Raw genomic sequence first — 22,219 nt, forward strand, 5'->3', positions numbered from 1 at the left:
TAAGAAATATAAATTGACCCCCTTTTTATATAGAAATTATTGGACAGGCTGTTTCTCGATTTTAATCGATGAAGCAGCCTCTTTTTTTGTTTTTCATGTATAATATAAAGTAATTAAGTATTTATTGGTTTGGAGTGATTATTACGTGCAACGAATCGCAAATCTACTCGTATATAAAAATGGGCAAGTTCTTTTATTAAAAAAGCCTAGAAGAAACTGGTATGTTGCTCCGGGAGGTAAAATGGAGCAAGGTGAATCCATTCTTAGTGCCGCCGTCCGAGAGTATACAGAAGAAACGAATACTACTCCAATCCATCCACATTTAAAAGGTATTTATACAATGGTGATTGAAGAGGATGGAGAACAAATCGATGAATGGATGCTCTTCACCTTTATTGCAAGAGACTTAGAAGGAACACCCTATAAAGAAACAAAAGAAGGTGTTCTCGAATGGCATCCAGTAGAAGATTTACAAGTCTTGCCTATGGCGGAAGGAGATCGTACGAATCTACTTTTTGCTGTTAAAGAACACGGAGTTCAATATGGAACATTTGTGTACACGCCAGAATTTACCCTACTAAAAGAAACGATTCAGCAATCATCGGAGGGAGAAGTAAATAATGGATAGTCAACAAAAGCTTGAAACAGAAGTAGTTATAATTACCGGTATGTCTGGAGCGGGGAAGACAGTAGCAATTCAAAGCTTTGAGGATCTTGGCTATTATTGTATCGATAATTTACCTCCTGAACTTTTAGGCACATTCATTAATCTAATGATGGATTCGAATAAACAGCCTCGCAATATTGCCGCAGTGATGGATTTGCGTGGGGGAGAAATGTTTAATACTTTAGCTGATTCGATTAACAGCTTACAAGAAGCAACGTCTGTAACTCCGAAAGTATTATTTTTAGATGCGCAAGATGAAGTATTAGTTAGGAGATATAAAGAAACGAGAAGATCTCATCCTCTAGCGAACTCTGGGCTTCCTTTAGATGGTATTAAAAAAGAAAGAGAATTACTTTCTGATTTAAAAGGAAGAGCACAATTCATCTATAATACATCAAAAATGAAACCACGAGAGCTACGTGAAAAAATACAAGATGAATTCTCACCAAAAGGAAGCAATGTTTTTACAGTCAATGTTATGTCATTTGGCTTTAAACATGGGCTTCCTATCGATGCGGATTTAGTATTTGATGTACGTTTTCTACCAAATCCATACTATATTGAAGAGTTGCGTTTAAAATCGGGACTGGATGAAGAAGTATCTGGTTACGTACTAAAATGGGTAGATACAAAAACGTTAATTGAAAAATTAACAGATTTGTTTCAATTCATGATTCCCCAATATAAACGAGAAGGCAAAACCCAGCTTGTAATTGCTTTCGGATGTACTGGAGGACAGCATCGCTCCGTAACTCTTGCCGAATATTTTGGGAAACTTTTAAAAGCAGATGACAAAACAATCATAACGCATAGAGACGTTACAATAAGAAAGGAATGAAGTAATGGATCGTACGAAACACCATAAAAAGAAAATAGCAATTATTGGTGGTGGTACGGGATTATCTACTTTACTTCGTGGTTTGAAGAAATTCCCGCTCGATATTACTGCAATTGTCACTGTGGCAGATGATGGAGGAAGTTCTGGGCGCTTACGGGATAATTATGATATTCCACCACCCGGTGATGTTCGAAATGTATTAGCTGCACTTTCAGATGTAGAGCCATTAGTAGAGGAAATGTTTCAGTATCGTTTTTCCGACTCAAGCGAATTAGAAGGTCATTCGTTAGGGAACTTAATGCTTGCGGCCTTAACTTCCATTACAGGAGACTTTGCAAATGCTATTCGAGAAATGAGTCATGTATTAAAAGTACACGGCAAGGTTCTTCCAGCGGCCAATCAAATTGTTACACTTCATGCAGAATTTGAAGATAAAACCATCATTACTGGGGAATCTAAAATCCCGCATTATGGACATAAGATTGAGAGAGTATTTATTACACCTTCCGAGGTGAAACCGTTACCGGAAACAATTAAAATTATTTTAGAGGCAGATATCATTGCTATAGGACCCGGTAGTTTATATACAAGTATTCTTCCTAATTTATTAGTAAAGGATATAAAGAATGCGATTATTCAATCTAAAGCAAAGAAAGTATACATTTGCAATTTGATGACGCAGGCAGGGGAAACGAGTAATTATTCGGCATCTGATCACGTGCAAGCACTTATTGATCATGTAGGAGAAAATTTTTTAGATACTGTATTAATTAGCAAGGAAGAAATTCCTGAAAATGTACAGTTTTTATATAAGCAAGAAAAAGCATCACCAGTGAAAATAGATGTAGAAAAGTTAGAAACATTAGACATAGACATCGTAAAAAAAGATATTTCAGTTGTGTATGATGGAGCAGTTCGTCATGATGCGATGGAAGTAGCAAAATGGCTAGTAGAATATGCTGGTTAATCTAAAATCACCACCAATAAGTCACTAGCAAGAAAGGGGGAAACGGTTATGTCGTTTGCTTCTGAAACAAAAAAAGAGATGACCCAGGAAGAGTCAAAGCCTTGTTGTTCAAAGGCTGAACTTTCTGCGCTTATTCGAATGAACGGTTCTTTATCGTTTAGCAATAAAATGCTAAGTTTGGACGTCCAAACTGAAAACGCAGCAATTGCTAGAAGACTATATACATTGATAAAATCATTATATCCCTATCAAGTAGAATTACTTGTTCGTAAAAAAATGAGATTGAAAAAGAATAATGTGTATATATGTCGTGTCCGTGAAGGGGCAAAGAACTTACTAGAGGACTTAAAAATTTTGAAAGAGAATTTTCAATTTGAGTATTCTATTTCAAAGGAACTGGTTAAAAAGAATTGCTGTAAGCGAGCTTATCTTAGAGGTGCTTTCTTAGCTGGTGGTTCTGTTAACAATCCAGAAACGTCTTCTTATCATTTGGAGATTTATTCATTATATAAAACACATAGTGATGCGTTAGTCGAACTAATGAATGAATTTGAGCTAAATGCAAAAACAATTGAACGGAAAAAAGGCTATATTGCTTATTTAAAGGAAGCAGAAAAAATTTCTGATTTCTTTAGCATTGCTGGCGCACATAATGCATTGTTAAAATTTGAGGATGTACGCATCATCCGAGATATGCGAAACAGTGTAAATCGTTTAGTTAACTGCGAAACAGCTAACCTCAATAAAACAATCAGTGCTGCAATTAGACAAGTTGAAAACATCCGATTTATTGAAAATACAATTGGATTAGATCAATTACCTGATAAATTAAGAGAGATTGCAAGGTTGCGTGTTGAATACCAAGATGTTACATTGAAAGAATTAGGTGAAATGGTTTCCACTGGAAATGTGAGTAAATCAGGAATAAATCATCGTTTGCGTAAAATAGATGAAATTGCAGACGCACTTCGTAGAGGCGAGACAATTTAGGGAAATGGAGCGTAGAAAAATGACAGAAAAACAAGTCGAAGTCAAATTACCAGCCGGACTACAAGCGAGACAGGCAGCTTTATTTGTCCAAGAGGCTAATCGTTATATTGCAGATGTTTATTTAGAAAAAGATGCGAAGAAAGTAAATGCAAAAAGTATCATGGGAATTATGAGCCTAGCTATCAGTAAAGGAATCACCGTAACATTGAGTGCAGATGGTTCGGACGAGGAAGAAGCAGTAGAAGCGTTAGCAAAATTTATTTCTCATGAAAATTAAAAAAGAGAGCGCCCAACTAGTCAGCTAAGACGAAAAGGCGGTCTTTTTATTTAGGCTTTTTATTATAGTGGATATGCTAAGGGTTCTTTACATTGGCTTACAATGTTTGTGACCGGATAAAGTTATTTCTGACCGGATAGTTATTAATGTGTCTGGATAAAAGAATTACTGACCGTATAAAATATTTTCTGTCCACATAAAAGGTTTTCTGACCAAGCAGATGTTCCATACATCGTAATCTATAAAAAAGAGTGGAGGGGTTGACCAAAGTCATTTCCCTCCACTCTTTAATGATTCTTAATCACTTAGGATCTTCTAATTATGCTTTTTTCATTTCGCTACGGTCGATAATATGGTCGATTAAACCATATTCTTTTGCACGTTCAGCAGTCATGAAATTATCACGATCTGTGTCTCTAGCGATTACTTCGATTGGTTGACCAGTGCGTTCAGAAATAATGTTGTTTAATTTATCACGTAAAAATAAAATGCGTTTTGCAGCAATTTCAATTTCCGTTGCTTGCCCTTGTGCTCCACCAAGTGGTTGGTGAATCATTACTTCAGCGTTAGGAAGCGCATAGCGTTTTCCTTTTGCCCCGGCTGTAAGAAGGAAAGCACCCATGGAAGCAGCCATACCGATGCAGATTGTTTGTACATCGGGTTTGATGAACTGCATTGTATCATAGATGGCCATACCAGCTGTAATACTTCCGCCTGGGCTATTAATATAGATGGAAATATCTTTATCTGGATCTTCTGCTTCTAAGAATAGTAGTTGGGCAACAATGGAGTTAGCCACGTTATCATCGATACCGCTTCCAAGCATAATAATACGGTCTTTTAATAATCGGGAGTAGATGTCATATGCACGTTCTCCACGATTTGTTTGTTCAATAACTGTAGGAATTAAATTCATCCTGATTGCCTCCTTCAAAGGTGGTTTGATTATTTGATTACTGAGAAAAGTTCCCTCAGCTGTAACTTTATCATACACATTAAGGTCAAGGAAGGTCAAATATTAAGCACTGAAATGATAGCTTGAATTATTTGCATTCCATTTGTATAATAGAAAGGTCGCTTGCCCTCGTAGTTTAATGGATATGACACAAGATTCCGGTTCTTGGAATGGGGGTTCGATTCCCTCCGAGGGCGTATTTCAGTCTCTTTGGGTTGAGGTTAGAATTTATTAGAAGTACTCTGATTCGTTGCTACTACAACGTTTTGGGGTATTTTTTATTACATTAAATGTATTCATTTCTTCTTCTTTACGTAATTCCTTTATAACATGAGAATATGTTCTTAAAGTAGTATCAATACCAGCATGCCCCAATCTTTCACTGCCAAGGAGCTAATTAAAAATGCCAGATGATTCGTATGAAAAAGTATTAGCAGGCCTTAAAGACTGGAAACCAAGCAAGTATGAAATAGTTTCTGTGCATTTGCAATACATCTAATCGTTCCCATGCCATTTATAGAAACATATAAAATTCGCAAGTGATTTGAGAAATAGGCAAGTTACCAAAGGAACAATGGTAAGTTATCAACATCTTAGTCACAACTGTGGGTAAAATGCGGAAATATTTTAAAAATTCCTCCGAATTAAGACGTAGTAGAACCATTAAAAGGAGGAATATGAAATGCATGAAAAAACTTGCAAAGAAACTGAATGGAAAGTTAATTGAATCAAGTGAGTATAGAGTTTTAGCGGATGGTTACGAGTTGTCGAATTACAAATGTAAAGATTACGAAAAAGAAGCTATTAAATACACAATCCGAACATAATATGCACTAAAAAACAGCCAATTAAACGTTGGCTGTTCTTGATCAATTAGTTATTATCGTAACAAGGTTTAGGGGAACCACCACAACCTTGCCAACTACCTCCAGCTGATGCTGCGCTTGGTCCTACTAGAAGTGCTGCAAGGCATAAAGCTGAGACAACAAGTTTAAATCTTTTTTTCATACTAGTCACTCCTTTCTGAATGTTAAAATAATTATATCGTATTTTTAATGGAAATAATAGGTAATTTAGTATTAAAGTTTCTACCTAATTCGACATAATTTGTCATTAATGAGACTGTAAATTGTAAAGCAATTGTAAAGCAGTTTATAAATGCTAAATTACTTAGATCATAAGGAAGCAGGGTCTCGACTTGCCCGCATGCAGAAAATGCGAAAAGAGATGCAAAAACGGTGGAAAGTGCAAGTTTTAACGGATTCGGTAGTTAGCAACTTCTGATAGAAGTTACTCTGGATAACATTGTATTATTCAATAGGCTTTTTGGAGGATACCATTTAAAACACTCTACACATAGCTTTATATGTGTAGAGTGTCTTATTATTCATTGTTCCGTCTATTATAAGAAACGCTGTAAGCTTCATGACGGAAGTGTAAGATTGGATCATTGGTTAGTTCGATGCCTTTTCCTACAATCGTCGGATCGAATAATAATTCTTCCTTCGGTTGAAGGGCTTTTAATAATGTAAGTTGTCCAGCTACAATTTTTTCTCGATCATCTGGCCATGGATCGGTAGGATCATCGGTAGGGTCGCTATCTAATCCTAATCGAATAACCAAATTAAATGAAACCGGGCCATTTGCCAATCGAGCGTTGAGATCCTCGCTAAGATAGTTTGGTGAAGATTTACTCACATCCAAATTAGATGAGCTTTCTACTAGTTTTACAGGTTGCCACTCGTATTTGATTGCTTGCCGCTTACCATCTTTATTAACAAAGTAAAAGGCATGTATAGGGTAATAGTTTAAGAGTGCATAACTTGTTGGTGGTTGCTTCAGTTGTTCTTTAAGCGCGGCGAAAATGTTTTTTCTATCGGGATATTTTTTTAAGATATTTACTATACCTAATCCTAAATCTACCTTATCTAGTCCTGTTTTGTCGGCAGTTAGTGTTTTTAGCATGTCTACAAATATTTCAGGACTCTTCGTTATAAACATGGGGACTGTCGTGCTGACTAAATGACTTGTTTTACCATCTGGTAAGTGGAAGTGGACAGACATACCTTTAGCAGGTGAAAGGAAATCAGCTGCTGATGGATTTGGAGGACTATTTGAGAACCGAACAGTCACAGGGATTTCTTCGTTTTGAAGATGCTCAGCAATCGTAAAAGGTTTTGCGTTTCCTGTTGGTTTAAAAATGGCCTCGTAATATATACCTTTTGCATGGGCACGACGAGATCCGGGAAACCTACCTTCTATGTTTTCTAGTGCATCGACTGCTTCGGTCGGCAAAGTGCTATGTTGCTCATTAGATGTATTGATCTGAATCACCCCATTAAATAAACTTTATTTATCATTACCACTCATGGATAAAATTAAACAAAAGCAGTACTAACATTCTTGTTTCTAGCGAATAGCATGGAATGTTTTAGATTTTAGAATTTAAGGTAGATTAAGACTATACGCAAATTAGAGGTGAATGAATATGAAAAAATTATTAGGTCCAATTGTTATAATTGTGGTGATTATTGCAATTTTTACAGCCATTTTAATACCAAGTTATAACGGTTTTGTTAACGGAGAAGAAGATGTAAATAAAGCATACGCGCAAATTGAGAACCAATTACAACGACGTATGGATTTGATACCAAACTTAGTGAACACAGTTAAAGGTTTTGCTGCACATGAAGAAGAAGTGCTTGGAAATATAGCAGATGCACGTTCTAGATTGGCTGGAGCGAATACTCCAGAAGAACAAGCGGAAGCGAATAATGAGTTATCAGGTGCTTTGAGCAGATTATTAGTTGTTGTAGAAAATTACCCGGAACTAAAAGCGGATGCAAATTTCCGTCAACTAATGGATGAGCTTGCAGGAACTGAAAATCGTTTATCTGTAGCACGTGAAGATTATAATGCAGTAGTTTCGGATTACAATAAAAAAGTAAAGAGAATGCCAGGAAGTATCGTTGCTTCTATATTTGGATTTGATGAGAAAGAGTACTTTGAAGCAGACGCAGCAGCTCAGGACGCTCCGAACGTTGACTTTGAAGGGGATGGCGAGTAATGGTAAAAGTTGCGCGAATGCTCATCGTTGCGCTACTTTTATGTCTTAGTATACCAATAGTAACTGTAGCGGCGTCTAATATTCCTGAGCCAATTCCAGGTGAATTGTATGTTCAGGACTACGAAAATTATTTATCTGATACGACAGAGCAACAGATTGAAGAGTTAGGAGTTAATTTAGATAATGCTACAGGCTCACAAATAGTTGTGATGATTATCAACTCCTTAAATGGTCAAGATGTGAACCAATTTAGTGTAGATGTGATTCGAGAATTCGGTATTGGTGATAAAGAAAAGAACAATGGTGTTCTACTTGTAATCGAAACAGATCCCGAAAAGGTTGGAGATAGAGAAGTATATATTGCAGTTGGTCAAGGATTAGAAGGTGCACTACCCGATGGAAAAATAGGACGGATTATTGATGAATATACAATGCCTTATTTAAATCAAGGTTCTGTAGATGAAGCGGTACTTTCAACTTATCAATTTCTCTACAATGAGGTTGCAACTGAATATGGTTGGGACGGAGAATTGGTAGAACCTAAGAACCCGGCTGATACAGATGGAGGGTTTTCTTTTACAACGATCATTGCAATAATAATTGTAATTTATATTATCTTCTCTATTATGAATGGAGGCGGTAGAGGTGGTCCTGGTGGACGTCGTCGTTCTCGATCCATAATGTTCGGACCTGGCAGCTTCGGAGGTGGCTTTGGCGGCGGTAGAAGCTCTGGTGGAGGTTTCGGTGGATTCGGAGGAGGAAGCGCTGGAGGTGGCGGTGCAGGACGTAAATGGTGATGGTCTAGTTGATAAATGCTTATTATGTAAGTAATATTGTAATTAATCGAACGCTCAATCTTTGAGCGTTCTCTTTTTTCAAGGAGGCAATGTAAGTGAAAGTTTATTTATATACAAGACCAGGATGCCATTTGTGCGATGATGCCAGATTAATGTTAAAGCTTGTACAAGAGGACGTTTCTTTTGAAATGAGTGAAGTGAATATAGAAGAAGACGATGATTTACATGAAAAATATATGCTTATGATCCCAGTAGTTGTTTTTGAGGATGAAATTATTCAATATGGAAAGGTAGATTACGCTACGTTACTGGAAGCATTACTATAAGTATGCTTCCGTACTTTTGCTTCTCACGATAAATAAAAGTTATTAGCTATATTTTCTCTTTAGTCGCAACATTCCCATGCATACTCGCTACATTAATATGACTATTCGCTACATTTATATGATTACCCGCTACTTACTTTGATTTCCTACACGTAAGAAGCGAAGCTACACCTTAATATGCAGAATCTCATCTATTCTTCGAATCTCCCTTGTCTACCGAAATAATGCACAAATAATTGCCAATTTGAATATTATATTGTATGATTATTTTATTGATTCACTTTTTTTTTAAGTAACTGGGACATTTTTTGTGGTAGTGGGACAAAAATGTCACATTAGGTTAGGAAGTGAAATATGGACCCTTTGCTCACAGCTCAATTAAAGCTAATTCCTGAAATGAGTGATTTGTTACAAAAGAGATATCAAATACTGCAAATGATTCAGATCTCTAAAGGGATTGGACGTCGTGTTTTAGGAGAACAACTAGGTTTATCAGAAAGAGATACACGAAAAGAACTAGATGCTTTAAGGATGCAAAACTTAATTGAGGTTTCACGAGAAGGAGCAGCTATTACTCCAACCGGAACCCAAGTACTACTAGATTTAAAAGAAGTTGTTCGAGAATGGTCAGGTAGATTAACGCTTGAACAAACACTTTTAAAATATTTACACGTTAAAGAAGTGATAATTGTACCTGGAAATGTAGATACTAACAAAAATGCAGAAATGCTTTTGTCACAAGAAGCAGCAAAGTATTTGGAGAGTATTTTAAACGATGACAAAATAATCGCTGTTACTGGCGGTTCTACCATTGCATCAATTTCCAACTTCGTACATGAAACATCCCGATGGAAAAACTTAATGTTTATCGCTGCAAGAGGCGGTGTTGGAAAAGATGTCTCATTACAAGCTAATACGATTGCCTCTCTTTTTTCCGATAAAATGAAAGGAACTTATCGGACATTGTATATGCCGGATAGTTTAAGTGAAGATGCATACACTACGATGAAGAAAGAACCATTTATACAAGAAATGATGGACCTATATGAAAGAACAAATATTATTATTCATGGTATAGGTGATGCAGCTGAAATGGCTCGAAGAAGAAATTCTACTGAAGCTGAGATAGAACGTTTAAAAGAGATTGGTTCTGTCAGTGAAGCATTTGGGTATTATTTTAATGAACAAGGCGAAGCTGTACATCGAATTAGAACGATTGGAATCCAATTAAAACAATTAAAAAATATAGAGTATTTGCTTGCAGTTGCAGGTGGTGCCAAAAAAGCAAAAGCACTTTTATCTTATTTTAAACAAGCGCCGTCACAAACTGTGTTAGTGACGGATGAGGGTGCAGCAAACGAAATGATGAAAATAATCTCACAAACAAACTAGGAGGAAATAAAATGACAGTAAAAATAGCTATTAACGGTTTTGGACGAATTGGACGTAAAGTTTTTAGAGAAGCGTTAGAAGAGAAAGATCTTGAAGTGGTTGCAATCAATGATTTAACAGATGCTGCAATGCTTGCACATTTGTTAAAATATGATTCTGTACATGGAATTTTTGATGCAGAAGTTACTTCTGAGGGCGATTACTTAATCGTTAATGGAAAAAACATTCGTGTATTCGCGGAAAAAGATCCTTCTGCACTTCCTTGGAAAGAGCAACAAGTGGACATTGTTATTGAATGTACAGGTATTTTTAGTACTACTGAAAAAGCTGGGAAACATATTGAAGCTGGAGCTAAAAAAGTTATTCTATCTGCACCAGCAAAAGATAATATGCCTACATTTGTTATGGGTGTAAATGCAGATAAATATAATCCAGAAACAGATCATGTTGTATCAAATGCTTCTTGTACGACAAACTGTCTAGCTCCTGTAGCAAAAGTGTTACAAGATCAATTTGGTATTAAACGTGGAATGATGACGACAGTTCACTCATACACAAATGATCAACGTATTTTGGATTTACCACATAGTGATTATCGTCGTGCTCGTGCAGCAGCAGAATCGATGATTCCTACAACTACTGGGGCAGCATCAGCAGTTGCTAAAGTACTTCCTGAACTAAAAGGTAAATTAGATGGAATGGCTGTTCGTGTGCCAACTCCAAATGTTTCCTTAGTAGACTTTGTAGCAGAATTAGAAAAAGATGTAACAGTAGAACAAATTAATACTGCATTAAAAGAAGCTTCGGAAAATGAGTTAAAAGGAATACTAGCTTACAACGAGCTACCTCTTGTTTCTATCGACTATAATGGAAATACTTCTTCCTCTACAGTTGATGGACTCTCAACGATGGTACTTGGAGACAATCTTATTAAAGTAATCTCTTGGTATGACAATGAATCAGGATACTCAGCACGTTGTATCGATCTAGCTCTTCTTATGATGAAAAAAGGACTATAATACGCCGAATTGTATTGAATTTGTAAATAGCGTTTATGTTTAATAACCTCTATAATGGAAGAGGGTAAAAGGAGCAAGGGTTACCCTTCGCTCCTTATTTTTTTATAAAAGATTGACAGTGATTAGTTCTATAAAGTACTGTCGAGACTTCAGGCGCCAGCTGCTTGTCGCGGCTAAGCGGGCGACTTACTCATTTCTCATTATATTAGGGGGCTTTTCTCATGAATGAAAAACAAACAATGAAAGACGTTTCTTTACAAGGTAAGAGAGTATTTTGCCGAGTAGACTTTAACGTACCTATGGAAGATGGAAAGATTACGGACGATACACGTATTCGAGCAGCACTACCAACGATAAACTATTTAATCGAGCAAGGTGCGAAAGTAATTTTGGCGAGCCATATGGGACGCCCTAAAGGGGAAGTAAAAGAAGAACTTCGTTTGACAAAAGTGGGAGAGCACTTATCTAAAGTATTAAATAAGCAAGTTAAAAAATTGGATGAATCGATCGGGTCTTCAGTGGAACAAGCTGTTTCCCAAATGAATAATGGAGATGTACTATTACTTGAAAATGTGCGTTTCCATTCAGGGGAAGAAAAAAATGATGCTGAACTTGCTAAAGCGTTTGCATCTTTAGCAGACGTATATGTTAATGATGCATTTGGTGCAGCTCATCGTGCTCATGCTACAACAGAAGGTATTGCTAAGCTTTTACCAGCTGTTTCTGGATTATTAATGGAAAAAGAACTAGATGTTTTAGGTAAAGCTTTATCGAATCCAGAAAGACCATTTACAGCAATCATAGGTGGAGCAAAAGTAAAAGATAAAATTGGTGTTATCGATCATTTATTAGACAAAGTAGATAATATTTTAATCGGTGGTGGATTATCGTATACTTTCTCAAAAGCTCAAGGGCATGATATCGGGAAGTCTCTTGTAGAGGAAGATAAAATCGAACTTGCACAGTCTTTTATTGAGAAAGCGAAAGAAAAAGGTGTTGCTTTCTATTTACCAATTGATGCAGTTGTAGCAGACGCGTTTTCAAAGGATGCAAACACGAAAGTGGTAGATATTGATCAAATCCCTTCTGATTGGATGGGGCTTGATATTGGACCAAAAACTGCAGCACTATATTCCAATGTCATTAAGGATAGCAAGCTGATTATTTGGAACGGCCCAATGGGTGTATTTGAAATGGATGCTTTTGCAGAAGGAACAAAGGGCGTTGCTAATGCAATGGCTGACACTGCTGGGTATACAATAATCGGTGGTGGAGACTCTGCAGCAGCAGTAGAAAAATTCGAAGTTGCGGATAAAATGGATCATATTTCGACTGGTGGCGGAGCTTCTTTAGAGTTTATGGAAGGTAAGGATTTACCAGGAGTTTCTGCATTAAACGATAAGTAATGGAGGAGAAGTCATATGCGTAAACCTGTAATAGCAGGGAATTGGAAAATGTATAAAACCCTCACGGAGGCAAAAGATTTCGTAGAACTGTTAAAAGGAAGACAAGTAGATAGTAGCAAAGTCGAAACAATTATTTGCGCTCCTGCTTTGTTTTTAGACCAACTTGTCCATGATGCAAAAGATTCTTTTATTTCCATAGGAGCACAAAATATGCACGAGGAAAAAGAAGGAGCTTTTACAGGGGAAGTAAGTGGTCCTCAGCTAAAAGATTTAGGCGTGAGCTATGTGGTCATTGGACATTCTGAAAGACGCCAATATTTTAATGAAACAGATGACTCTGTTAATAAAAAAGTAAAAGCCGCATTTGAAAATGATTTAACTCCTATTATTTGTGTAGGAGAAACATTGGAACAACGAGAACAAAATGAAACGGAAACCCTTGTTTCCAATCAAGTTATGTCAGCATTAGAAGGTCTTTCAGAAGAAAATGTGAAAAATTCGATCATTGCATATGAACCAATTTGGGCTATTGGGACTGGTAAAACTGCTACTGCTGATGATGCAAATGATGTATGCCAAGCAATTCGTGAAACAGTGCTTGATAGTTTTGGTGAAGAAGTTGCCAGCAGCTTGCGTATTCAATATGGTGGAAGTGTGAAGCCAGAAAATATAGAAGAATTGCTATCCAAAGAACATATCGACGGAGCATTAGTTGGCGGAGCGAGCTTACAAGTAGACTCATTCGTTAAACTTTTGGAGGCTGGAGAAAATGTCTAAAAGTCCAGTAGCTTTAATTATTTTAGATGGATTTGGATTGCGCCATGAATCATACGGAAACGCAGTAGCGCAAGCAAGTAAACCAAACTTTGACCGTTATTGGGCTGATTATCCTAATGCAACTTTAACTGCGTCTGGTGAAGCTGTTGGATTACCAGATGGGCAAATGGGAAACTCAGAAGTAGGGCATCTAAATATAGGTGCAGGAAGAATTGTATACCAAAATTTGACTCGAATTCATAAATCGATTCGTGATGGTGAGTTCTTTGTTGAACCAAAACTTCTTGGAGCAATTGAACATGTTAAACAAACTGGTGGGAAGCTACACTTGATGGGTTTACTTTCAGATGGTGGTGTTCATAGTCATTATTCTCATTTATTTGCTTTATTGAAATTAGCAAAATCTCAAGGATTACAAGACGTATTTGTCCATGGGTTCTTAGATGGACGAGATGTTGGTCCTCGAACAGCGATTGGTTATGTAGAGGAAGCCGAAAAACAAATGAAAGAAATCGGTGTAGGTAAGTTTGCTTCTATAAGTGGTCGTTATTATGCAATGGATAGAGATCGACGTTGGGAACGAGTGGATTTGGCTTATAGAGCACTTGTAGATGGCGTGGGAAGAACTGCTGAATCAGCAACGGAAGGCATATTAAAATCTTATGAAGAAGATATCGTAGATGAATTTGTCGTACCATTTGTTATTGAAGCGGATGCTAAGCCTGCTACTACGATCGACTCTGGGGATGCGGTAATCTTCTTTAATTTCCGTCCAGACAGAGCAATTCAACTTTCTATGGCATTAAATACGCCATCATTTGATAGTCTACAATTAAGTGAAAAACATCCGACGAACTTAAAGTTTGTGACATTCACACATTATAGTGATGATGTTGTTTCAGATGTAGTATTTGAAAAAGAAAACTTATTTAATACTGTTGGAGAGGTACTTTCCAATCATGATAAAACACAGCTCCGAATTGCAGAGACAGAAAAGTATCCTCATGTAACATTCTTTATGAGTGGTGGACGTGAAGAAACGTTTCCTAGAGAAAAAAGAATTTTAATAAGTTCTCCAAAGGTCGCTACATACGATTTAAAGCCGGAAATGAGTGCGTATGAAGTTACGGATGCACTGTTAGCTGAAATTGCAGATGATAACTTTGATGCAATCATTTTAAACTTCGCTAATCCAGACATGGTAGGGCATAGTGGTATGTTAGAGCCAACGATCAAAGCGATTGAAGCAGTAGATACTTGTCTTGGTAAAGTAGTGGATGCCATTTTAGCAAAAGGTGGTCATGCAATTATTACTGCAGACCATGGAAATTCGGATGAAGTTACAACACTAGAAGGGCAGCCCATGACTGCACATACTACCAACCCAGTACCTGTCATTGTGACGAAAAAAGATATTACACTTCGAAGTAACGGAATTTTAGCCGATTTGGCGCCAACCATGTTACACTTATTAGGGATAGAAGCACCGCCTGAAATGACAGGTAAAACACTAATCGAAACGGAGAGTTAAAAATGCCAATTATTACACAAATTCAAGCTCGTGAAGTATTAGATTCACGTGGGAACCCAACAGTAGAAGTAGAGGTTTTTACAGAAAGCGGTGCATATGGTCGTGCCATCGTTCCATCTGGTGCATCTACTGGTGAATATGAAGCAGTAGAACTTCGTGATGGTGACAAAGCAAGATACCTAGGTAAAGGTGTTTTAAAAGCAGTAGAAAATGTAAATAACATTATCGCAGCTGAATTGGAAGAAAACTTCACAGTTTTAGACCAAGTATCCATTGACCAAGCAATGATTGAATTAGATGGTACAGAAAACAAAGGAAATCTAGGTGCAAACGCAATTCTAGGAGTTTCCATCGCAGTTGCACACGCAGCAGCAGATTATTTAGATATTCCTCTTTATCAATATTTAGGAGGATTTAATGCAAAACAACTACCAGTTCCAATGATGAACATTTTAAATGGTGGGGAACATGCTGATAACAACGTAGATATTCAAGAATTTATGGTAATGCCAGTTGGAGCAGAAACTTTCCGTCATGCACTTCGCATGGGAACTGAAATTTTCCACAGCTTGAAAGCAGTGTTAAAAGAAGCTGGTTTAAACACAGCTGTTGGAGATGAAGGTGGATTTGCACCAAACTTAAAATCAAATGAAGAAGCTCTTTCTACTATTATGACTGCTATCGAAAAAGCAGGTTATAAACCAGGCGAAGAAGTACTTCTAGCAATGGACGTAGCATCTTCAGAGTTATTCAATAAAGAAGATGGTAAATACCATTTATCAGGTGAAGGTGTTGTAAAAACTTCAGAAGAAATGGTTGCTTGGTATGAAGAACTTTGTGAAAAATACCCAATTATCTCTATTGAAGATGGATTAGATGAAAACGACTGGGCTGGACATAAATTGCTTACAGATCGTTTAGGTAAAAAAGTTCAATTAGTTGGAGACGATCTTTTCGTAACAAATACGAAAAAATTGGCTGAGGGAATTGAGCAAGGAGTAGGTAACTCTATTCTTGTAAAAGTGAACCAAATCGGTACGCTAACAGAAACATTTGAAGCAATCGAAATGGCTAAACGTGCTGGATATACAGCAGTAATCTCTCACCGTTCTGGTGAATCAGAAGACGTGACAATTGCGGACATCGCAGTTGCAACAAACGCTGGTCAAATCAAAACAGGTGCACCATCTCGTTCGGATCGTGTAGCAAAATACAACCAACTACTTCGTATTGAGGATTCATTGTATGAAACAGCTCAATACTTAGGTAAAAAAACATTTTATAACTTAAAGAAATGAATTTGAGCATCACTTTTTACAACTGAAATTATTTAGTTGGAAACTAGAAGTGTTTAGTTGGAAAAAAGACTATTTTAGTTGGAATTTTAGAGCATTTAGTTGGAAAATTCACTACTTTAGTTGGAATATCCTTTTAATGTAAAGAGTTTAGAAAATAGTCATTCAAGGAGCGGGAAGTGACACAGTCACTTCTCGCTCTTTTTTAATGTAGTAGTCACATTCTCGATTTTTATTTTGGACCCGTTAATTTCCGTTCTAGGCGGACGCTTTCCGCCGGCATGGCTTTAGCCGCTTCCTTCACTACGTTCAGTCCAGGGTCTTCAGCTCATGCACCTGCCGCTTCGCTTTCGGTGCAGAAAACATTTGCTATTCCTGCTGGAGTCGCCGCCTTCCACTCCAATCAACTATTATCCGCTTTTCAATTAGAAAACCATCATGCCATCAATCGAGCAAGTTTTTATCACTTAAATGTTTTCGAATAGTATATATAGAAGATCGTTGAAAAAGGCGACACGCCCGCGGAAAGGGTGCCGTTTCAACGATTTTTCTTATTTATCGGATGATAATTATTTAGTAGGAAAAAGCTCCTTAACGAATGTTAAGGAGCTTTAACTTTAAAAGAGATATGGTCCAATCAAAAGAAATAATATTGCGAGATTCATAAATGTCGTATATAAAACGAAAAGATTGAACGTTTCTTCGGACACTTTGTAACGAACAAGGAACAAAGGAATGGTTGATAGAATCATAGCAAGTAACAAAAGTAATATAAAATGCCAACCTTCCGTTATGAAAGGAATGTTATGAAGGATGGATTGAATAGTTGTAAATTTAAACAAGGAAATCGATTGCATACTAAAAAGTGCGATAAGATGAATGGTAAAAGCAATTTTATATGATTGCTCCGGTTTAAATTTACCTAGTAAAAATAAACTACCATACGTTACGATAAATGTTAGAAAAATCCATACAAAAGAAAACATCGCTAATATAAATCCATGAAAGAGATTACTTAATAAAGTATAAAAAGCGGCTTTATAATCTCCTTGCATGATTTCTTTCGTTTCTTTTTTCTTGATTTCCTCGGAGGATGAATATTCTAAAATGCGGTTGGAGCCCTTCATTTTTAAATAGGCAACCGTCTCCTCGTTTAATAGAATAGAACGTTCATAACGGTTTCCTACTTTAGTAACAGCATTTGCTTGGACGGTATTATCTACTAAATCACCAACAAATATTTTGTTGACCTTCCCGAGAGAGGGGTCATACAATGAAGCAGAAAATGCTATAATCGGTGCTTGTTCACCTTGATATATCATAGGAGACTGAATATCGCTTAATGAGCTATTTGTTTCATTTTCCACAAAGGACAGTTTATCGAAGGTCGGTGATTGATGATTGCTTAGATCGAATTGTGCTAATTCAATATTTTTTGTACTAGAGCCACCAGCTAATACTTTTTTATCAAGCGCAATAGCATAATTCTTATCTTTTAATTGAAAAATTTGCATTGATAAAAGGTTTTCTTGACCACTAACAGTAAAAGTAAATAGTTCTGATAACTCGTCGTTGGAGAGACTATACAACGTATAAAGCTTGTCTTGCTTATTTTCAGTTACAACAAAGATTTGATCTTCAAGAATTTTAACAAAATTCACAGCCTCATCAGCTCTAAAACGTTGTTCTTCTTTAGTAAAAGGACTTTCTAATATTACAATATCATTATTCTCCGTCCAATAAACAAGTGAATTTACTGTCTTTGAAAAGTTAGCAACATCTGAAGCGATAACTTTTTCTCCTGAAGTTGTATTAGTATGAATAAGCGAATTTTCTCTTATAAAGTAGGAGTCCGTTCCATCGCTCCAACTATTTTTGTATGTATTAAGCGAATCAATCGTACGGTTTCTTTTACACTCTAACTCCTTGTCACACGTCAACACCTCTAGCTTTTTGAAGTCAAGCATGCTAATAGTGTATCCGTTTTCTTCTCGAACGCTTTGAAGTTTAGAAAAGTTACCTTCTATCGTTTCTAATTGAAAAGACCTACTCCATTGTTCGGATGGAGGATGAGTTTGTTCTTGTAGAGTTTCCCAATAAAGAAACCCTGTTATGCATACTATAATGAGTATACTAAGTCCTATTAATTTGTATTTCACGATATACCTTCCTTTTGCTATTATTTTATAAGTTTACCAATTTACCAATTTACTTAATTCTCTATAGGTTGTGAATTTCCTTTTTTACTTTTTTGTGGATTGTAATCGATTAAATACATTGCTAAATTTTTTGATATATAATGAACCATTTAATACTATACTGTTTTATCGATAGACTGTTGTATGTTCTAGTTTTTTTTGGTAAAATTAATATTGTTGTGAACGTTCTTATCAGGAGGTGGAATAAATGCATGCGTTTTTAATGATTTTACTAGTCATCGTATCGCTCGCATTAATCGTTGTCGTGTTGTTACAATCAGGGAAAAGTGCTGGTCTATCAGGAGCCATCTCTGGTGGGGCTGAACAACTATTTGGAAAACAAAAAGCTCGAGGCATGGACCTTGTATTACATAGAGTGACGATTGTACTTGCAGTATTATTTTTTATTTTAACTATTGCTGTTACTAAATTTTAAAACAGATCGCCTGACCGACTTCTGATTGGTTAGGCGTTTTCTTTTAAAAATTTTTACATACATATTAAGCTTGTATATAGTAATGTCTGGCTACTGGACTTTTCCGTTATGAATGAAAGTAGTTAGAGGCATACTGTATTTTATATTGGAGGTATTTTTCTATGCGAATCACAACGCCTAAACCTTTTTTCTTTGAAGCTGGTAAACGAGCAGTGCTTCTACTACATGGATTTACAGGAAACTCATCAGATGTACGAATGCTTGGACGTTTTTTAGAGAAAAATGGATATACATCATTAGCGCCACATTATAAAGGACATGGTGTACCGCCTGAAGAACTTTTGGAGACAGGTCCTACTGATTGGTGGAAAGACGTCATGATGGCTTATGATCGTTTAAAGGCTGCAGGTTACGAGGAAATTGCTGTTGCTGGTCTATCACTAGGAGGCGTATTTTCATTGAAATTGGGGTATACAGTTCCTGTGAAAGGAATTGTAACGATGTGTTCCCCAATGTCCATGAAAACAACTGACATTATGTTCGAGGGTGTATTAAAATACGCAAGAGAATATAAAAAGTATGAAGGAAAAACCGACGAAGAAATCGAAAAAGAAGTAGAAGCAATACGGGAAACACCAATGGAAACATTATCAGATTTAAGAGATTTTGTTTATAATGTACGTGATCACGTTGATCATATTTATGCTCCACTCCTTGTTACACAAGGTAAAAAGGATTCGGTCATTGATGTGAATTCGGCTAATATCATTTATGAAGAAGCAGAATCAATCGAAAAAAATCTAAATTGGTATGAAAATTCTGGTCATGTCATTACACTTGGTCCAGAAAAGGAACAATTACATGAAGATATATTAAACTTTTTAGAGTCACTTGATTGGAATGTGTAAAACGAACCAAAAGTGCACACGCTGAAAAAGGAGGGATGTAACATGGAAAATTTAAAAGATACGCTACTTGAATTAATGAGAGCAGATGAATATAAACCACTTACAATTAAAGAAATCGAGGAACATTTCGGTTATAGCCATTCGGAGGAATTTAAAGAATTGGTTAAAACACTTGTTCAAATGGAAGAAAAGGGCTTAGTTGTCCGTTCAAGATCAAACCGATATGGTGTACCTGCACGTATGAACTTAGTAGTTGGAAAATTCATAGGGCACGCGAAAGGCTTTGGTTTTGTTGCACCAGAAGAGGATGGCATGGATGATATTTTCATTCCACCAACTGAAGTAAATGGGGCAGTGAATGGGGATACAGTACTTGTTCGTGTATCCCGTGAAACTTCTGGAGATCGAAGAGAAGGCTCGATTATTAAAATTACGCAAAGAGGAATTTCTAAGATCGTTGGTACTTTCCAAGACAATAAAGGCTTTGGATTTGTTATTGCAGACGATAAAAAAGTTCCAATGGATGTCTTTGTTGCAAAAGGTGATACACTCGGAGCAATTGAAGGGCATAAGGTTGTTGTAGAAATTACGGATTGGCCTAGCGATAGAAAATCGGCAACTGGTATTGTCACGCAAATTTTAGGGCACAAAAACGATCCAGGAGTAGATATTTTATCTATTATTTATAAACATGGAATTACGATTGATTTTCCTCAGGAAGTAATCGATCAAGCGGAAGCAGTTCCTTCCGAAATCGATGAAAAAGATTTAGAAAATCGCAGAGATTTACGTGATGAAGTGATTGTTACGATTGATGGTGCTGATGCGAAAGATTTAGATGACGCCGTTACTGTGACAAAGTTTCCAGATGGTACATTTAAACTTGGTGTACATATAGCGGATGTTAGTCATTATGTGACAGAAGGTTCACCTCTTGACCGTGAAGCATATGATCGTGGAACAAGTGTTTACTTAACAGATCGTGTTATCCCTATGATTCCACACCGTTTATCTAACGGTATCTGTTCGTTAAATCCACAAGTGGATCGTTTAACATTATCTTGTGAAATGATGATCGATGGATCAGGAATGGTCACATCACATGAGATATTCCAAAGTGTTATACGTACAACAGAAAGAATGACGTACTCGGATGTATATAAAATCTTGGAAGAAAAAGATGCGGCTTTAATCGAAAGATACGAACCACTTGTACCGATGTTCGAAACGATGGCAGAGTTAGCAGCTGTCCTAAGACAGAAGCGTGAAGATCGTGGAGCAATTGACTTCGATTTTCCAGAAGCAAAAATTTTGGTTGATGAAGATGGTTGGCCAACAAATGTTGCAATTCGTGAAAGAACTGTTGCAGAGCGTCTTATTGAAGAATTCATGCTTGCTGCCAATGAGACAATTGCAGAACATTTCAAATGGATGGATGTTCCGTTCATTTACCGTATTCACGAAGATCCAAAGCCAGAAAAGCTTCAACGCTTTTTCGAGTTTTTAACGAACTTTGGACTTGTCGTTAAAGGAACAGGGAACAATATTCATCCGAAGGCATTACAGGAAATTATCGAGTCCATTGAAGGAATGCCGGAAGAACCGGTTATTTCGACAATGCTTTTAAGATCATTACAACAAGCAAAATATTATGCAGAGTGTCTAGGACATTTTGGTTTATCAACGGAGTATTATACACACTTTACATCACCGATCCGTCGTTATCCCGATTTAATCGTTCACCGATTAATCCGTACGTATTTAGTAGAAGGAGATGTATCTCAACCTACAATCAACCATTGGGGAGCAATAATGGATGATATCGCTGAACATACTTCTAAACGTGAAAGACGTGCAGTAGATGCAGAACGCGATACTGATTCATTGAAGAAAGCTCAATATATGGCGGACAAAATCGGAGAAGAATTCGAAGGTATCGTAAGTTCTATTACGAATTTTGGTATGTTCATCGAGCTTCCGAATACAATAGAAGGTCTTGTGCATGTGACGAACATGACAGACGACTATTACCGATTCGACGATCGTCAAATGATGATGATTGGGGAGCGTGCAGGGAAGCAATTCCGCATCGGGGACGAAGTAACTGTACGAGTTGCCGATGTAAAAGTGGAAGAGTCATCCGTAGACTTTGAAATTGTCGGAATGAAAAAAGCATTCCACCGAACTCGAAAAGAAACACCAAAAGTTATACACGCGAAGAAAAAAGAAGGTTCTGGCAATCAAAGAAAAGGTACTTCTCAACCAGGCCCGAAAAAAGAAGTAAAACAGAAAAAGAAATTCTACGAATCCGTAGCTAAAAACTCACAAAAACGTAAACGATCAAAGAAAAAATAAGGAGCGAGAAATCGCTCC

At 36.8% G+C, this 22,219-nt stretch carries 22 protein-coding genes and 1 tRNA gene; 19 read left to right on the top strand and 4 right to left on the bottom strand.

Annotated elements, in window-relative coordinates:
* Positions 1-145 precede the first annotated feature (145 nt).
* From AM499_RS00795 to AM499_RS00815, 5 genes are read left to right on the top strand one after another with little or no spacing between them, the layout of a single operon-like run.
* A complete protein-coding gene (locus AM499_RS00795) occupies positions 146-628 on the top strand; it encodes an NUDIX domain-containing protein (RefSeq protein WP_053588423.1) in 483 nt (160 codons plus the stop codon).
* On the top strand, positions 621-1,505 hold the full coding sequence (gene rapZ, locus AM499_RS00800; RefSeq protein ID WP_053588424.1) for an RNase adapter RapZ: 885 nt from the start codon (positions 621-623) through the stop codon (positions 1,503-1,505). The genes AM499_RS00795 and rapZ overlap by 8 nt, the downstream gene beginning before the upstream one ends.
* 4 nt (positions 1,506-1,509) lie before the next feature.
* Positions 1,510-2,472 carry a gluconeogenesis factor YvcK family protein gene (locus AM499_RS00805; protein ID WP_053588425.1) on the top strand — a complete coding sequence of 321 codons (963 nt, stop codon included), beginning with the start codon at positions 1,510-1,512 and terminating at the stop codon, positions 2,470-2,472.
* Between the two features lie 48 nt (positions 2,473-2,520).
* Positions 2,521-3,462 (top strand): DNA-binding protein WhiA, encoded by a 942-nt coding sequence (whiA, locus tag AM499_RS00810; RefSeq protein WP_053588426.1) that lies wholly within the window; start codon positions 2,521-2,523, stop codon positions 3,460-3,462.
* A gap of 19 nt (positions 3,463-3,481) precedes the next feature.
* The gene (locus AM499_RS00815) at positions 3,482-3,739 is read left to right on the top strand and encodes an HPr family phosphocarrier protein (RefSeq protein ID WP_053588427.1); all 258 of its coding nucleotides are present in this window, start codon (positions 3,482-3,484) and stop codon (positions 3,737-3,739) included.
* Positions 3,740-4,058: 319 nt separating this feature from the next.
* Here AM499_RS00815 and clpP read toward each other — a convergent pair whose 3' ends face one another.
* On the bottom strand, positions 4,059-4,655 hold the full coding sequence (gene clpP / locus AM499_RS00820; protein WP_053588428.1) for an ATP-dependent Clp endopeptidase proteolytic subunit ClpP: 597 nt from the start codon (positions 4,653-4,655) through the stop codon (positions 4,059-4,061).
* 164 nt (positions 4,656-4,819) lie between these two features.
* Here clpP and AM499_RS00825 point away from each other — a divergent pair.
* Both AM499_RS00825 and AM499_RS21535 read left to right on the top strand, forming a co-directional pair.
* Positions 4,820-4,891: transfer RNA gene (locus AM499_RS00825), tRNA-Arg, on the top strand.
* A gap of 489 nt (positions 4,892-5,380) precedes the next feature.
* Positions 5,381-5,521: a hypothetical protein gene (locus tag AM499_RS21535; RefSeq protein WP_156316725.1), complete on the top strand. Its 141-nt coding sequence runs from the start codon at positions 5,381-5,383 to the stop codon at positions 5,519-5,521.
* 46 nt (positions 5,522-5,567) lie between these two features.
* Here the strand turns inward: AM499_RS21535 and AM499_RS22160 are convergent, their stop codons facing one another.
* Both AM499_RS22160 and AM499_RS00830 read right to left on the bottom strand, forming a co-directional pair.
* Entirely contained in the window at positions 5,568-5,702 is a 135-nt protein-coding gene (locus AM499_RS22160; protein ID WP_269432384.1) for a hypothetical protein, read from the bottom strand.
* A 375-nt stretch (positions 5,703-6,077) separates the two neighbouring features.
* A complete protein-coding gene (locus AM499_RS00830; protein ID WP_231687513.1) occupies positions 6,078-7,028 on the bottom strand; it encodes a catalase in 951 nt (316 codons plus the stop codon).
* A gap of 154 nt (positions 7,029-7,182) precedes the next feature.
* On the opposite strand from AM499_RS00830, the gene AM499_RS00835 reads away from it, so the two are divergent.
* The 9 genes from AM499_RS00835 (at position 7,183) to eno (ending at position 16,307) form a co-directional block, all read left to right on the top strand.
* Positions 7,183-7,761 (top strand): LemA family protein, encoded by a 579-nt coding sequence (locus tag AM499_RS00835; protein ID WP_053588430.1) that lies wholly within the window; start codon positions 7,183-7,185, stop codon positions 7,759-7,761.
* A complete protein-coding gene (locus AM499_RS00840; protein WP_053588431.1) occupies positions 7,761-8,558 on the top strand; it encodes a TPM domain-containing protein in 798 nt (265 codons plus the stop codon). Before AM499_RS00835 ends, AM499_RS00840 begins: the two co-directional genes overlap by 1 nt.
* Positions 8,559-8,653: 95 nt before the next feature.
* Positions 8,654-8,884 carry a glutaredoxin family protein gene (locus AM499_RS00845; RefSeq protein WP_053588432.1) on the top strand — a complete coding sequence of 77 codons (231 nt, stop codon included), beginning with the start codon at positions 8,654-8,656 and terminating at the stop codon, positions 8,882-8,884.
* A 354-nt stretch (positions 8,885-9,238) separates the two neighbouring features.
* Complete coding sequence (locus AM499_RS00850) at positions 9,239-10,276, top strand: sugar-binding transcriptional regulator (protein WP_053588433.1); 1,038 nt, start codon at positions 9,239-9,241, stop codon at positions 10,274-10,276.
* A gap of 11 nt (positions 10,277-10,287) precedes the next feature.
* Positions 10,288-11,295 carry a type I glyceraldehyde-3-phosphate dehydrogenase gene (gene gap / locus AM499_RS00855; protein ID WP_053588434.1) on the top strand — a complete coding sequence of 336 codons (1,008 nt, stop codon included), beginning with the start codon at positions 10,288-10,290 and terminating at the stop codon, positions 11,293-11,295.
* Positions 11,296-11,516: 221 nt separating this feature from the next.
* On the top strand, positions 11,517-12,701 hold the full coding sequence (locus AM499_RS00860) for a phosphoglycerate kinase (RefSeq protein ID WP_053588435.1): 1,185 nt from the start codon (positions 11,517-11,519) through the stop codon (positions 12,699-12,701).
* A 15-nt stretch (positions 12,702-12,716) separates the two neighbouring features.
* Entirely contained in the window at positions 12,717-13,478 is a 762-nt protein-coding gene (tpiA, locus tag AM499_RS00865) for a triose-phosphate isomerase (protein WP_053588436.1), read from the top strand.
* Positions 13,471-15,009 (top strand): 2,3-bisphosphoglycerate-independent phosphoglycerate mutase, encoded by a 1,539-nt coding sequence (gene gpmI, locus AM499_RS00870; RefSeq protein WP_053588437.1) that lies wholly within the window; start codon positions 13,471-13,473, stop codon positions 15,007-15,009. The genes tpiA and gpmI overlap by 8 nt, the downstream gene beginning before the upstream one ends.
* A gap of 2 nt (positions 15,010-15,011) precedes the next feature.
* Complete coding sequence (eno, locus tag AM499_RS00875) at positions 15,012-16,307, top strand: phosphopyruvate hydratase (protein ID WP_053588438.1); 1,296 nt, start codon at positions 15,012-15,014, stop codon at positions 16,305-16,307.
* A gap of 614 nt (positions 16,308-16,921) precedes the next feature.
* Here the strand turns inward: eno and AM499_RS00885 are convergent.
* Positions 16,922-18,463 (bottom strand): hypothetical protein, encoded by a 1,542-nt coding sequence (locus tag AM499_RS00885; RefSeq protein ID WP_053588440.1) that lies wholly within the window; start codon positions 18,461-18,463, stop codon positions 16,922-16,924.
* A gap of 247 nt (positions 18,464-18,710) precedes the next feature.
* On the opposite strand from AM499_RS00885, the gene secG reads away from it, so the two are divergent.
* From secG to rnr, 3 genes are all read left to right on the top strand, one after another.
* Complete coding sequence (gene secG, locus AM499_RS00890; RefSeq protein WP_053588441.1) at positions 18,711-18,938, top strand: preprotein translocase subunit SecG; 228 nt, start codon at positions 18,711-18,713, stop codon at positions 18,936-18,938.
* A 161-nt stretch (positions 18,939-19,099) separates the two neighbouring features.
* A complete protein-coding gene (locus AM499_RS00895) occupies positions 19,100-19,846 on the top strand; it encodes an alpha/beta hydrolase (RefSeq protein WP_053588442.1) in 747 nt (248 codons plus the stop codon).
* A 42-nt stretch (positions 19,847-19,888) separates the two neighbouring features.
* On the top strand, positions 19,889-22,201 hold the full coding sequence (gene rnr, locus AM499_RS00900) for a ribonuclease R (protein ID WP_053588443.1): 2,313 nt from the start codon (positions 19,889-19,891) through the stop codon (positions 22,199-22,201).
* The last annotated feature ends 18 nt before the right edge of the window (positions 22,202-22,219 follow it).

The sequence above is a fragment of the Bacillus sp. FJAT-22090 genome, assembly GCF_001278755.1.
In the GTDB taxonomy this organism is placed as follows: Bacteria; Bacillota; Bacilli; order Bacillales_A; family Planococcaceae; genus Psychrobacillus.

Coding starts and splice junctions, on each gene's coding strand:
- rnr (WP_053588443.1), top strand. CDS start 19,889: ATGGAAAATTTAAAAGATACGCTACTTGAATTAATGAGAGCAGATGAA.
- tpiA (WP_053588436.1), top strand. CDS start 12,717: ATGCGTAAACCTGTAATAGCAGGGAATTGGAAAATGTATAAAACCCTC.
- AM499_RS00840 (WP_053588431.1), top strand. CDS start 7,761: ATGGTAAAAGTTGCGCGAATGCTCATCGTTGCGCTACTTTTATGTCTT.
- AM499_RS21535 (WP_156316725.1), top strand. CDS start 5,381: ATGAAAAAACTTGCAAAGAAACTGAATGGAAAGTTAATTGAATCAAGT.
- eno (WP_053588438.1), top strand. CDS start 15,012: ATGCCAATTATTACACAAATTCAAGCTCGTGAAGTATTAGATTCACGT.
- AM499_RS00850 (WP_053588433.1), top strand. CDS start 9,239: ATGGACCCTTTGCTCACAGCTCAATTAAAGCTAATTCCTGAAATGAGT.
- gap (WP_053588434.1), top strand. CDS start 10,288: ATGACAGTAAAAATAGCTATTAACGGTTTTGGACGAATTGGACGTAAA.
- clpP (WP_053588428.1), bottom strand. CDS start 4,655: ATGAATTTAATTCCTACAGTTATTGAACAAACAAATCGTGGAGAACGT.
- AM499_RS22160 (WP_269432384.1), bottom strand. CDS start 5,702: ATGAAAAAAAGATTTAAACTTGTTGTCTCAGCTTTATGCCTTGCAGCA.
- AM499_RS00860 (WP_053588435.1), top strand. CDS start 11,517: ATGAATGAAAAACAAACAATGAAAGACGTTTCTTTACAAGGTAAGAGA.
- secG (WP_053588441.1), top strand. CDS start 18,711: ATGCATGCGTTTTTAATGATTTTACTAGTCATCGTATCGCTCGCATTA.
- AM499_RS00835 (WP_053588430.1), top strand. CDS start 7,183: ATGAAAAAATTATTAGGTCCAATTGTTATAATTGTGGTGATTATTGCA.
- gpmI (WP_053588437.1), top strand. CDS start 13,471: ATGTCTAAAAGTCCAGTAGCTTTAATTATTTTAGATGGATTTGGATTG.
- AM499_RS00805 (WP_053588425.1), top strand. CDS start 1,510: ATGGATCGTACGAAACACCATAAAAAGAAAATAGCAATTATTGGTGGT.
- AM499_RS00895 (WP_053588442.1), top strand. CDS start 19,100: ATGCGAATCACAACGCCTAAACCTTTTTTCTTTGAAGCTGGTAAACGA.
- rapZ (WP_053588424.1), top strand. CDS start 621: ATGGATAGTCAACAAAAGCTTGAAACAGAAGTAGTTATAATTACCGGT.
- whiA (WP_053588426.1), top strand. CDS start 2,521: ATGTCGTTTGCTTCTGAAACAAAAAAAGAGATGACCCAGGAAGAGTCA.
- AM499_RS00815 (WP_053588427.1), top strand. CDS start 3,482: ATGACAGAAAAACAAGTCGAAGTCAAATTACCAGCCGGACTACAAGCG.